Annotated in this window: 12 protein-coding genes and 1 pseudogene; 9 read left to right on the top strand and 4 right to left on the bottom strand. The window is 66.1% G+C overall.

The genetic code is table 11. The annotated features are described in order from the left end of the window. The first annotated feature begins 81 nt into the window (after window positions 1–81). The 7 genes and pseudogenes from B4E30_RS02945 to B4E30_RS02915 form a co-directional block, all read left to right on the top strand. Window positions 82–1,140, top strand: a complete 1,059-nt coding sequence (locus B4E30_RS02945; RefSeq protein WP_286793416.1) for a substrate-binding domain-containing protein — start codon at window positions 82–84, stop codon at window positions 1,138–1,140. Window positions 1,141–1,200: 60 nt separating this feature from the next. Further along, entirely contained in the window at window positions 1,201–2,775 is a 1,575-nt protein-coding gene (locus tag B4E30_RS02940; RefSeq protein ID WP_286793415.1) for a sugar ABC transporter ATP-binding protein, read from the top strand. Beyond that, window positions 2,775–3,803: an ABC transporter permease gene (locus B4E30_RS02935; protein ID WP_286793414.1), complete on the top strand. Its 1,029-nt coding sequence runs from the start codon at window positions 2,775–2,777 to the stop codon at window positions 3,801–3,803. Before B4E30_RS02940 ends, B4E30_RS02935 begins: the two co-directional genes overlap by 1 nt. A gap of 10 nt (window positions 3,804–3,813) precedes the next feature. Then, complete coding sequence (locus B4E30_RS02930) at window positions 3,814–4,884, top strand: ABC transporter permease (protein WP_286793413.1); 1,071 nt, start codon at window positions 3,814–3,816, stop codon at window positions 4,882–4,884. After that, window positions 4,881–5,645 (top strand): triose-phosphate isomerase family protein, encoded by a 765-nt coding sequence (locus B4E30_RS02925; protein ID WP_286793412.1) that lies wholly within the window; start codon window positions 4,881–4,883, stop codon window positions 5,643–5,645. The genes B4E30_RS02930 and B4E30_RS02925 overlap by 4 nt, the downstream gene beginning before the upstream one ends. Further along, the gene (locus tag B4E30_RS02920) at window positions 5,630–6,493 is read left to right on the top strand and encodes an HAD-IIA family hydrolase (RefSeq protein ID WP_286793411.1); all 864 of its coding nucleotides are present in this window, start codon (window positions 5,630–5,632) and stop codon (window positions 6,491–6,493) included. The genes B4E30_RS02925 and B4E30_RS02920 overlap by 16 nt, the downstream gene beginning before the upstream one ends. Window positions 6,494–6,586: 93 nt before the next feature. Next, window positions 6,587–6,985, top strand: a pseudogene (locus B4E30_RS02915) (RpiB/LacA/LacB family sugar-phosphate isomerase); the annotation flags it as partial. 40 nt (window positions 6,986–7,025) lie between these two features. On the opposite strand, the gene B4E30_RS02910 reads toward B4E30_RS02915, so the two are convergent. Genes B4E30_RS02910 through B4E30_RS02895 form a run of 4 tightly spaced genes read right to left on the bottom strand, consistent with a single transcriptional unit; the run spans window position 7,026 to window position 10,490 of the window. Beyond that, window positions 7,026–7,679 carry a TetR/AcrR family transcriptional regulator gene (locus B4E30_RS02910; protein ID WP_286793410.1) on the bottom strand — a complete coding sequence of 218 codons (654 nt, stop codon included), beginning with the start codon at window positions 7,677–7,679 and terminating at the stop codon, window positions 7,026–7,028. Window positions 7,680–7,685: 6 nt separating this feature from the next. Then, window positions 7,686–8,777: a Zn-dependent alcohol dehydrogenase gene (locus B4E30_RS02905; RefSeq protein ID WP_286793409.1), complete on the bottom strand. Its 1,092-nt coding sequence runs from the start codon at window positions 8,775–8,777 to the stop codon at window positions 7,686–7,688. 1 nt (window position 8,778) lies between these two features. Further along, a complete protein-coding gene (locus tag B4E30_RS02900) occupies window positions 8,779–10,254 on the bottom strand; it encodes a purine-cytosine permease family protein (RefSeq protein ID WP_286793408.1) in 1,476 nt (491 codons plus the stop codon). Beyond that, complete coding sequence (locus B4E30_RS02895; RefSeq protein ID WP_286793407.1) at window positions 10,251–10,490, bottom strand: hypothetical protein; 240 nt, start codon at window positions 10,488–10,490, stop codon at window positions 10,251–10,253. Before B4E30_RS02895 ends, B4E30_RS02900 begins: the two co-directional genes overlap by 4 nt. Before the next feature lie 135 nt (window positions 10,491–10,625). On the opposite strand from B4E30_RS02895, the gene B4E30_RS02890 reads away from it, so the two are divergent. Together B4E30_RS02890 and speB are read left to right on the top strand one after the other, a co-directional pair. Beyond that, window positions 10,626–11,480: a nitrilase-related carbon-nitrogen hydrolase gene (locus B4E30_RS02890; protein WP_286793406.1), complete on the top strand. Its 855-nt coding sequence runs from the start codon at window positions 10,626–10,628 to the stop codon at window positions 11,478–11,480. Between the two features lie 13 nt (window positions 11,481–11,493). Beyond that, complete coding sequence (gene speB, locus B4E30_RS02885) at window positions 11,494–12,435, top strand: agmatinase (protein ID WP_286793405.1); 942 nt, start codon at window positions 11,494–11,496, stop codon at window positions 12,433–12,435. The last annotated feature ends 181 nt before the right edge of the window (window positions 12,436–12,616 follow it).

Below are 12,616 nucleotides of genomic sequence, written 5' to 3'. Positions count from 1 at the left end.
CCCAATTTCCGGGCGATCGGCCCGGTGGCAACGTGGTGCAGGACAAGCGATGTCCTGTCGCAAGTTCAAAGGAGAACGCGCATGAAACTTACGCACACACGGCGCACAGCGGCCGCGGGCATCTTCGCCATCGTGGCGCTCGCGGCCAGCGGATGCACCACCGTCGGCTCTCCCGGGGCCGAAGGAGGCGGAGATGCCGGTGGTGATGACGGTAAGTACCGCATCGTCACGGTCTCGAAGGTCGAAGGTATCACCTGGTTCCAGCGCATGTCGGAAGGCGTTGACATGTTCAACGAGGAGCACTCGGACGAGGTGGAGGCCTATCAGACCGGCCCCGACGCCGGCGACCCGGCACAACAGGTCCAGATCGTCGAAGACCTCATCGCGCAGCAGGTCGACGCCATCATCGTCGTACCCAACGACGTGCTCGGCATCGCCCCCGTGCTCGAACGCGCCCGCGAAGCCGGCATCATCGTCGGCGTCACCGAAGCGACGCAGCTGGTGGGAACCGAGGCGATCGACTTCGATGTCGAGGCGTTCTACAACGCCGAGTTCGGAGAGGGCTTCGGCCAGCAGCTGACTGAGGCGATGGGCTGCGAAGGCGAGTACGCCACGAGCGTGGGCCTTCTCACCAGCGAGTCACACATGGAGTGGTTGGAGGCGGCGAACGCGTACATCGCGGAGAACTGTCCTGACATGGTCAATGTGTCGCCCACCCCCTACGAGAACGAGAACGACGACCAGGTGAGCCGGGACCTCGCCGAGGAGATCCTCAACGCCTACCCCGATCTCGGTGGCTATCTCGCCACGACCCCCTCGGGCGGATCAGGCATGGCCAGCGCGCTGCGTGACAAGGGGCGGCAGGATGTCGCGGTCGTGCCGCTCACGCTCCCCTCCGTCGCAGGGCCCGATCTCGAAGACGGCTACATGTTCGCCGGTCAGGGTTGGGATCCGGCCGGGTGGGGCTGGGCTCTCAACGATGTGGCGCTGAAGATGCTGAAAGGCGAGGAAGTCACGACCGGTTCCGACCTCGGGTGGCCCGGATACGAGTCGGTGACCGTCGACGGACAGCTCATCATCGGAAACGACATCCAGCAGTACTACCCCGGCGACTTCGCCGACGGTCAATACCCGTTCTGACGCCCTTGCGGGCGGCGCGCACGCCGCGCCGCCCGCTCGGATTCGCACGAAGGAGTCGCGTTGCCCGAAACGAATTCCGCCGCCTCGCCCCCGCTCTTGTCTGCCCGCGGCCTCGAGATCTCATTCGGCGGCATCCAAGCCCTGCGTGGTGTCGACATGGACATCGCACCCGGGGAGATTCACTGCTTGGCCGGCGAGAACGGCTCAGGAAAGTCCACCTTCACGAAGATCGTCGCGGGTGTGTACATCCCCGACGCCGGGGAAATCACCTTCGCGGGTGAGAAGGTGCAGTGGCATCATCCGAGCGACGCCGTTGCCGCCGGCATCCAGGTGATATACCAGGACCTGTCGCTGTTCCCGCATCTCTCGGTAGCCGAGAACATCGCGGTGAACCACATGATGCAGGACCGGTCGCCCTTCATCAGTCGTCGGCGCGTGCGCGCCATCGCACGCGAGCAACTCGAGCGGATCGGTCTCGACCTGCCGCTGGATGCACCCGTCGGGTCGTTGTCGATGGCCAATCGGCAGCTGGTGGCGATCTGCCGGGCGCTCAGCATGGATGCGCGCCTGCTTTTCATGGACGAACCGACCACGGCATTGACCAATCGAGAAGTCGCGCGCCTTCTCGACATCGTCGTCGAACTCAAGAACCGCGGGCTGTCGATCGTCTTCATCAGCCACAAACTTGACGAGGTCTTCTCGATCGCCGACAGTATCAGCGTTTTCCGCGACGGCCTGAAAGTCGGCGACTTCCGCGCGGCGGAGCTCGACGAGCTGTCGCTCAGTCGGCACATGACCGGGCGTGACGTCAGATACGAGCGCTACCACCGCACGCAGGACGACAACCGCCCCGTGGTCGAGGTGAGTGGTCTCGCGCGCACCGGTCATTACTCCGACGTGAGCTTCGACGTCAGACGCGGCGACATCCTCGGCGTGATCGGACTGCTGGGCTCCGGTCGCACGGAAATGGCCCTCTCGCTGTTCGGTCTCAACAAGCACACCGCGGGCACGATTGCGATCGACGGCCAGCCGGTGAGTATCAAGGCTCCGTGGGATGCGATGAAACACGGCGTCGCGCTCGTGCCTGAGGACCGTCACGAGCAAGGCCTCTTCGCGCGTCAAACCGTCGCGGCAAACGCGTCGGTCACGATGCTCGACCGCATCCTCTCACCGGTGAAGACAATCTCGACGGCGAAAGAGAGGGAACTGGCGCAGCGGATCGTGGACGAGATGAAGGTCAACAACCGTGACATCGGCACGCGGGTGTCGAACCTGTCTGGCGGCAACCAGCAGAAAGTCGTCATCGGCAAGTGGCTCTTCCGCGGGCCGAAGGTCTTCATCCTCGACAGTCCGACGGTGGGAATCGATATCGGGTCCAAATCGGAGATCTATGACCAGATCCATCGGCTGGCCCGGGAAGACATGGCCGTGATCATGATCTCGGACGAGGTCGAGGAGGTCGTCGCCAACTGCAATCGCGTTCTCGTCATGCACGACGGTCGAATTCTGCGGGCCTTCGAGGAGTCGGACGTCCGCGCTGACGGTTTCGCCGATCTCCTCGACGAGATCATCCGGAACCCCGAGGACCATGACCATGACCATGAGCAGGATGCAGAGCGCGAGGGGGTGCGGTGATGACGCGTTCGCCTTTCGCTGCCGTCTTCCACCGGAAGATGACGACGATGGAGAAGATGCTCTCCGTGATCATCGTGGGCTATCTGATCCTCGTCGCGACCCAGAGCGTCACCTTCTTCAGCATCTCCACGCTGTTCGACTTGATCCGCAGCGGTGCAGCCCTGACGATTTTCGCGTTCGGCGTGCTCATTGTCTTCATATCCGGCGGTATTGACGTCTCATTCGCCGCGATCGGCATCGTGTCGGGGTACACGGCCGTGCTCATCTCCAAGGCGTTCGCCATCGACAATCTGCTCTTCCTCATCGTCGTGGCCGTGGTGATCGGGTGCGGCCTCGGATCGATCAACGCGCTGCTGATACATCTGCACAATCTGCCGACGCTGATCGTCACCCTCGGCACCGCGAGCGTGTTCCACGGTGCCATGGCGCTGCTGCTGGGGATGGAGACTTTCACGCGCGCCGGGGTGCCGCAGGCGATCCTCGACTTCGGGGGGGCGCGACTCTTCACCGTCGAGGGCGGATCCGGGCAGGCCGGTCTGTCGGTCTTCCTTCCGCTGGTGATCGGCGTCGGAATCCTCACGTGGTTCCTGCTCTACCGCACTCGCATCGGACGCTCCGTTTACGCGCTCGGAAGCAATGCCGAGTCGGCCTCGCGAGTGGGCATCAGCATCCTGAAGACACAGCTCTTCATCTATATGTATGTCGGAGCGCTTTCTGGACTGGCTGGAATCGTCTACTTCAGCGGGCTCGCGTACATCAACCCCGCCGCCCTGATCGGTACAGAGCTGGCGGTTATCGCCGCCGTCGTGATTGGGGGAGCGAAGCTGACGGGCGGCGAGGGCACCATCCTCGGCACCATTCTCGGCGTGATCATCTGGCAGCTGCTGCAGAACACACTCATCCACCTCGGGCTCGACTCGTCGTTTCAGGATCTCTTCTTCGGCGCCGTGCTCGTGGTGATCCTCGGCTTCATCTATCTCCGCCAACGCCAAGCCAACCGGCGCGCCCTGGTCTTCTCGGCGAGCTGAAGGGACAGCCATGAACAAGTTCACCTCGTTCCTCGCACGCGACAAGGACTTCACGGTCCTCGCCATCACGACCATCGTGGTGACGTTCGTCCTCTACATGCTGCTCGGCCAGCGCGTCTTCTCGTTGGCCGGTGTGCAGTCGATGTCGATTCAGGTCAGCGAGTTCGGGTTGCTTGCCATCGCGATGGGACTTGCGATGCTCACGGGCGGCATCGACCTCTCCATCGTCGCGGCGGCAGGCCTGGCGGGAGTGATGGCCTCACTCGTGATGAGCGGCCAGATCATCCCGGTCACCGAGGCCAACGTCGGCATGCTTTTCGTGCTGGGAATCGTCGTCGCGCTGGTTACGGGCGTCCTGACCGGTCTGCTCAACGGGCTGATCATCGCCAAACTGTCGGTTCCGCCGATTCTGGCGACCCTCGGCACGATGATCCTCTTCACCGGTATCGGTATGGCCATCACGACCGGGAACAGCGTGGGGATCATCGTGCCGGCGTTCTCCAACATCGCCGCCGTCGCGATAGGGCCGGCGCCGTTGGTCTTCGTGGTGCTCGTCGTGATGTTGGTCGGGGTCGGATTGGCGCTCACCAAGACGAAGTTCGGGCGGCGTATCCATCTGTTCGGTGAGAACAATGTCGCCCTGCGGTTCGCCGGTGCACGTACGGAGAGGACCATCATCCTCACCTACATGCTGATCGGCTTCACTGTTGGCCTCGCGGCGATCGTGATCATCGCTCGCGCCAATTCGATGCGTGTCGGTTTCGGCGAGTCGTACTTGCTGCAGACGATCCTCGCCGTCGTGCTCGCCGGGTTCAACCCGCTCGGAGGGAAAGGGCGCATGGTGAGCCTGGCGTTCGCGCTCGTGCTGCTGCAGACGCTGTCGACATCGATGACCGCCTTCGGGTTCTCGCCGTATGCGAAGAACCTCGTCTGGGGCTTCATGCTCTTGGTGGTCATGGTGGTCACCTTCTATGTCAACCGGGGGCGGGTGAGGACTCGGCGGCCGAAGGACATGACGGGCGGAGTGATTCCGCCGACAGGAACAGTTCGAACGGTGCGGAGCAAGGTCGCTACCCGATGACTGCTTCCCTTTCGCGCCGCGTCATCGGCATCGGCTTGAAGATGTACCTCGATCACGCCCAAACCCATGACTGGCTACAGAGACTCACCGCGTCCGTTGCAGACCATCCCGCCTTGCGCGAGGGTGCGATAACGCTCTTCGTGCTCCCCACCTTCCCCTCGCTCATCACCGCACAGTCCGTCCTCGTCGGAACAGGCATTCAGTTCGGCGCACAGAATCTCGCGTGGGAAGACGCCGGGCCTTTCACCGGCGAGGTGAGCGGCGTGGAACTCGCCCAGATCGGATGCGGATTCGTCGAGATCGGCCACGCCGAGCGGCGCTCGATCTTCGGCGAGGACGACGCGATGCTGGCGAAGAAGTTCGAAGCGGCGGTACGCAGCGGACTGACCCCCGTCGTCTGCGTCGGCGAGAGCGCCCGCATGGATGCAGAACCGGCGGCTTCCGAGTGCACGCGTCAGCTTGACGCGATCGCCGGAGCCGCGGGTACAGATAGTTCCGTGATTGTTGCATACGAACCGGTGTGGGCCATCGGCGCCGCCGAACCCGCCTCGGCGGCGCATATCCGTTTTGTCGGCGAGCACCTCAGGCGGTATCTGCGCGAAGGGAGCCATGGCGCTCAGTTCCGTGTGCTGTACGGCGGAAGCGCACGGGCTGGCCTGATGCCCGACCTACGCGATGCCGTCGACGGTCTGTTCCTCGGCCGGGCAGCCCACGATGTCGACGTCGTGCGCCGCGTGCTCGACGAATGCGCCGCAATGTGAGGCACCTGCACAGACCCGAAGCGTGGGGCGCTTCGGACGCGTGCCCCTTGGATGGCGCAGACGCGCTCTTCGCCGACCTCGACGGTGTCGTGTATCGCGGATCCCGCTCGATACCGCACGCCGTGGAATCGCTCGCACGCGTGAGAGTACAGATGCCCATGGCATTCCTGACGAATAACGCGTCACGAACGCCGGCGGAGGTAGCTTCTCATCTTCGCAGGCTGGGCGTTCATGCCGGTGAAGCCGACATCATCAGCAGCCCTCAGGTCGTTGTCGAACTGCTGCGCACCCGAGTGCCGCCGGGAGCGCCCGTGCTCGTAGTCGGCGGGTTGGGTCTCGCCATGGCGGTGAGTGTTGCCGGATACAGCGTTGTGCGGACCGCAGCCGATTCGCCAGATGCGGTAGTGCAGGGCTTCGATCCGACGGTTTCTTGGCGAGATCTCGCCGAGGCGTGCTACGTGCTCGGAGCCGCCGATCACGGCCGCGTCCCGTGGATCGCCGCGAACTCCGATCTCGCGCTGCCGCTCGAGCAGGGAAAAGCGCCCGGCAACGGCGCATTGGTCCAGGCAGTGCAGGCCGCGGTCGGGGGTGAGCCAATATACGCGGGCAAACCGGGTCGAGCCATGTTCGACACAGCTCTCGCTCTGACTGGAGCCCGGTCGCCGCTGTTCGTCGGCGACCGGCTCGACACCGACATCGCGGGAGCCCGGGCAGTCGGCATCCGCACAGCGCTCGTGCTGACAGGCGTCACGACCGAGGACGACCTGCGCGGCGCGCCACCCCAGTGGCGACCCGACGTCGTGCTGCAGGACCTTCGCGGACTCTTCGAGCCATCTGTGCCGGCGTGATGGGCGATGTGTGCGCTCAGGGAAGGCGGATCGGTTGCGTGAGGCGTCGAAGCGGGTGCAGGAGATGCCGTTGCGGTCTATTGCGGCGGAAGAGTCCTCGAACACCTTTCCGCCCGCGGACATGACGTGGATGATTTCGAAACCTGGGACGAATCGTCCGTCGATTTACCCGACATCACCGCAGCGACGTGCGGACGCGTTGTCGACAGGGCCGCAGACCGCGCCATCCTCGTCTGCGGTACTGGCGCCGGAGCGACCATGGCAGCGCACCGCATCCCCGGGATCCGGTGCGCGCTCGCGAATGAGACGTACTCGGCTCGCCAGGCCGTCGAGCATGACGACGCGAACGCCATCGCCGTCGGTGCGTGGCTCGTCGGCAAGGCCTTCGTTCCGCTCATCACTGACGAGTTCCTCGCCGCGCAGTTCGACGACGATGACGCGACGCGTCGACGCGTCGAGAAGCTGGACGCGATGAATCCCCCGCGGGAGTAGCGGATCGGCGGCCGACCGACCGCGCGATCGAGCGGGTCTCTCAGCGATCCGCCGCGCGGCCCGCGGAAGCGACGGCTGCCACGACCGTCTCGATGGCAAGATCGAGACCCTTCTGTACCCGCGACGGGTCATCGCCGTGCGCGGCGACGCTCACGAGTTCAGTCAGGGGAGGTGCCGGGCGGGCACCGGTCGACTCGGGTACGGGAGTCGGTCGCCACAGCGGGGCCGGCGAGCCTGCGTCGATCGCGGAGCCGAGCACCACGGCGTCGATCATCGCGGCGAAGGCCACCCGGTCATCCGCCGGAACGCCGGCATCGCGGAGGATGACGAAGAGGGTTTCGTAGATCTCCAGAGTGCGCGAATCCTGCACCGGCGAGGCGACGAGGACCGTGACGACCGAGGGCGCATTCGCGAGCGCTGCGCGCACCTCACGCATCCAGGTTCGAAGGCGGTCAAGAGGAGAAACGCCCGCATCGACCAGGGGGGCGAGGTCGATGCGGGCGTAGAGCTCCTCGCGCATGCGATGCACGATCTCGGAGCGACCACCGGGAAGGTGGTGGTAAAGCGACGACGGGTTGACCTTGAGGGCAGCCGCGACGCCAGGGATGGTGAAGTCGCCCTTCGTCTCGACGAGCTTCAACGCCGCGCGGGCGATCGTGCTGGTCGAGAGGATGTTCTTCGAAGGGCGAGGCATCGATGGCTACATTACGAGGACACTGCGGCCCTTGGCTCCCGCGCGCATGAGGTCGAACGCCTCATTCACGTCATCGAGAGCGAAGCGGTTCGTGATGAGCTTGTCCACCGGCAGCCTGCCATCGAGGTAGAGCCGGGCGAGCATGGGGAAGTCACGCGCCGGCACGGTTCCGCCATAGTTCGACCCGAGCAGTGCCTTGCCCTCCTCCGCCAGCGCGAGTGCGTCGATCGGAGCCGGACGATCCTGCGGGGGAAGCCCGACGATCACCGCGGTGCCGCCGCGCTGCACCGTCGAGGGCATGAGAGCAATCGTCTCGGGCCGGCCGATCGCCTCGAACGCGAAGTCCGCACCATCGGGCACGATCTCGCGCACCCGGTCGGCGAGGTCCCCTCCGGAACGCACCGTGTGCGTCGCCCCGAACTGCTTCGCCAGATCGAGGGCCTCGTCGGTGACATCTGCGGCGATGATCGGACTCGCACCTGCCAGGGCCAGGCCCATGATGATGCTGAGCCCCACACCGCCCGCGCCGATCACCAGAGCCGAGCGCCCCGGCTGCACGCGGGCGTCGTTGACGACGGCGCCGACACCGGTCGCGATCGAGCAGCCGATGAGGGCCGCGACATCGAACGGCACCTCCTTCGGCACGCGCACCGCCGCCTGCTCGGCCACGATGACCCGTTCGCTCATCGACCCGACCGCGAGATACGGAAACACCGTGTCGTCATCGATCGAGGTGGGGGTGGAGCCATCCGGCAGCAGACACTCCTCCGAGCGCGAACCCGTGCACACCCACGTGCGCCCCTGCCGGCAGCTCGAGCACGTGCCGCACGGATAGAACCACGTCATGATCACGTGGTCGCCGACCTCGAGCGAGGTCACGCCGTCACCGACGGCCTCGACGACACCCGCTCCCTCGTGACCCATGATCGTGGGGGTCGGCATCTCCCAGTCGCCATCGAGCACGTGCCGATCGGATCCGCACACACCCGAGGCGCCGATCCGCACCCGCACTTCGCCGCGGCCGGGCTCGCGAAGCTCGACCTCGCGGATGTCGAGACGCTCGGAGCCGGAATACACCGCAGCCTTGACCGTCGTCATCTCAACGCACCTCCGTCGGACGCTTGCGGTTCAGCAGCGCCGAGAGCCCGAGGTAGATCACGGCGGAGACGACCGCGGCCGGCAGCGACGCGGTGATGATCAGGAAGAGCGGCTGCGTCTCGAGGGTGATCGGGTTGTAGAGCCAGAGGTAGAACGCCGCTCCCGCCAGAAGTGACACCAGTCCCGCCCAGTTGACGCCGCCCGGGTAGGCGTACAGCGTGCCATGCTGCCCGAGATGCAGTTGGCGCAGGTCGAACCGCTGCTTGCGGAGCACGAAGTAGTCCGCCAGGGCGATGCCGCACACCGATGCGAGGAAAGCGCCCGACAGGGCGACGAACACGATGAACTGCTCGTACATGAACTGCGGGAAGAAGGTCATGATCGCCGGCAGCACGAAGAAGGCCGCGGTCAGCAGCTTCCACGGCACCCGCGCCAGCAGGTTCCCCGATGACTGGCGAATGGCCAGGATCGTGGAGTACACGATGGATGACATCGACGTGATGTTCGCGAAAGCGATGAAGATCAGCACCGCCACGCCCAGCACCGCGCCGCCGAAGGGAACCATCCACACCGTCGGGTCGGAGTCGCCGAGGGTCAGCGCTGCCGCCATCCCCACGATCTGCGCGACGAGCGTCGCGATGAGGAGGCCACCGTAGGCCGGCCACACCGCGGCCTTGCGGGTGCGGGTCATCCGTGCCAGCGATCCCATCACCGGGTACCACGAAACACCCACGCCGACGTTGAACTCGACGGCGACCATGAAGTTGAGGGTCTCGTTCTCGAACGGGGCGATCGGCGAGGCGGTCATCATGTCGTCCCACGAGGTGTTGACGACTAGGAAGACCATCATGATGACGGTGATGACTGCCAGGCCCGGAGCGATCACCGAGTTGAAGCGACCGATCGTGACGGGGCCGCGAGACAGGATGAACCAGGCCAGCACGATCGCGACCAGACCGCCGACCGTCACCAGCGGACCGTACTGGTCGAACTCGGCGCCCGCGAATGTCGAGGCGACCTGACTGGTGGCGCGCCCGGCCATGATCGCCAGCAGCGACGACCACCCCATCTCGGTGACGAGGATCACCGTGAAGACGAGGATCCCCACGCCCACGACGCCGAAGGCCCCGCGCAGCAGCGTGTACTGCTCGGATCCCCAGCGCTGCGATGCGACGACCGAGGCGAGCACCATGACGCACAGGCCGATCGCGTTGCCGATGAGCATCGCCGCGATGCCGTCGGCGAAGCCGACGAGCAGGGCGGTCGAGCCGCCCACGAGAAAGGCCCACGTCGCGATCGCGAGCGCGGTGTTGACCCACGTGAAATCGAGCGCACTCCACGTGCGCTCGTTCTTCAGGAGTGGGAACGTTCCGAAGACGTGTTCGCTCTGCAGCATCGGATCGGCGAGGTTGGTGCCCCGCGCAGCCGCACGCGACGCCGTGCGGCGACCTTCGGTGCCGTGGTTCTGCGCGTTCACAGTGCCACCACCACCGCTCCGACGATGACCGCGAGCACGGTCACGCCGACGTAGGCGGCGATCTCGCGGCCCGACAGGGGGAGGCGGGACGGATCGTTCATCTCGTCGCGTTCGATGATCTCGATGCGGCGCTCGAGCTCGGACGCGACGATCGGGACGGTGCCGGTCTGAACCATCGAGTCTTCGAAGCGCGCGGCGACGGCGCCGGGATCGGCGCCGGGTCGTGAGGCGTGCATGGGGGCTCCTTCGAGGTGGGGGCGACGTCGCTGTCGCTCTAAACCAAAACTGTTTTGGTTTGTGACATCATGGTGGCCACACTTCGACCGTGTCAATGTCGACACGGAACATTCCTGCGGGAAAGGGACGATGCCGTGGCCGGGACGCCTGTGCACTCCATCGCGGTGGTCCAGGGGGCCGCCGTGATCGATGACGTGGATCAGAATCTGTCGACTCTCGCGACGCTCGTCGGCGAGGCCGCCGAGCGCGGCGCCGACGTCGTCGTCACCCCCGAGCTGTTCGCGACCGGCTATGCGGCCGAGCGGGCGTGGCGTCACGACGGCGCAGCCATCCGCGCCGCGCTGGCAGACATCGCCCGCAAGGCGGCGGTCTCCGTCGTCGCCTCGAGCGTCGATGCGGCACCGTCGGGGCCGGGGGAAGCGAGCGCCCACCGCATCGCGGCATCGGTCTTCTCCGCCACCGGCGCAGAGGCCCTCCGCATCCACAAACGCCACCTGTTCGGTGAGGTCGAGAAGGAATGGATGACGCCGGGCGACGCCTACGCGCAGCCCTTCGAGTGGCGGAACACGAAGTGGGGTGTCGGCGTGTGCTACGACGTCGAGTTCCCCGAGTTCGCCCGCGCGCAGGCGCTCGCCGGAGCCGACGTGCTGCTCGTTCCCACTGCGGTTCCCGTCGTCGAAGAAGGTGTCGACGGCCTCGGTGAGGCTTGGCACTATTCGTCGTCGCTGATCGCCCGCCTGCAGGTGCCGGCCCGGGCGCTCGAGAACGGGGTCGTCATCGCGTACGCCAACCACTGCGGACCCGGCTTCACCGGTGGCAGCTGCATCGCCACCCCCTTCGGTCGTCTGGCGGCACGGTTGGGCGCAGACCCGGGCGTCGCCGTCGTCGACGTGCCGGTCGCAGCCATCCGTGCCGCGCGGCGTGTGAACACCTACCTGCCCGACCTCTCCGTGGCCCTCGGCGACGAGCCGACCCCCGCGGGCTCATGAAGGAGAAGCCCTGATGACCGATCCCGTCGGCCCCCTGGACGCCAGTCGCATCCCCCGCTACGCCGGCATCGCGACGTTCGCTCGGCTGCCGCGCCGAGAAGACGTTGAGCGCGCCGATGTCGCCGTGGTCGGGATCCCGTTCGATTCCGGTGTCAGCTATCGTCCCGGCGCCCGGTTCGGGCCGAGTCATGTGCGCGAGATCTCGCGGCTGCTGCGCCCGTACAACCCCGCGCAAGACGTGCACCCCTTCGCCGCGCAGCAGGTGGTCGACGCGGGGGACATGGCGGTCAACCCGTTCTCGCTCGATGAGGCGGTCGCCGACATCGAACGACAGTCCGATGCGCTGAGGTCGGAGGGGACACGCCTGGTCGTGATCGGCGGTGACCACACCGTGGCGCTGCCGCTCTTGCGCAGCGTCGCCAAAGACCACGGCCCTGTCGCGGTGGTGCACTTCGATGCGCACCTGGACACGTGGGACACCTACTTCGGTGCGCCGGTCACGCACGGCACACCCTTCCGTCGTGCGAGCGAGGAGGGCCTGATCGATCTGACGGCCAGTTGCCACGTCGGCATCCGCGGCCCCCTCTACAGCGCGGAAGACCTTCGCGACGACGAGCGCCTCGGCTTCAGCGTGATCTCGGCGGTCGAGATCGAGGAGGAGGGCGTTGCCCGAGCGATCGAACGGCTGCTCGCGCGGGTCGGCGACCGACCCGTCTACGTTTCGATCGACATCGACGTGCTCGACCCCGCTCACGCCCCGGGCACCGGAACCCCCGAGGCGGGCGGCATGACCAGCCGCGAGCTGCTGCGGATGCTGCGAGCGATGGCGACGCTGAACCTCGTCGGCGCGGACGTCGTCGAGGTCGCGCCGGCGTACGACCATGCGCAGATCACCGGGGTGGCGGCGTCGCACTGCGCGTACGAACTGATCTCCGCCATGGCACCGCGTCGCTGACTCAGCTCATCGGGCCGTGGTACCCCAGTGCGGAGCCGAGTTGGCATGTGAGTGCGACGACGATGAAGAGGTTGTCTGTCGTGAGCCAGGAGGCGGCGACGGCCGAGCCGCGATGGAGGGAGCGGCGATCCTCAGTCGCGTCGGTACGTGGGGAGTAAGTGCGACCGCGGCGGAGGCCGCG

Origin of the sequence: Microbacterium sp. UBA3394, from assembly GCF_002358725.1 — a bacterium.
GTDB lineage: Bacteria > Actinomycetota > Actinomycetes > Actinomycetales > Microbacteriaceae > Microbacterium > Microbacterium luteum.
Note: the sequence above shows the minus strand (reverse complement) of the source record. Positions and strands in the feature narration are given on the sequence as shown.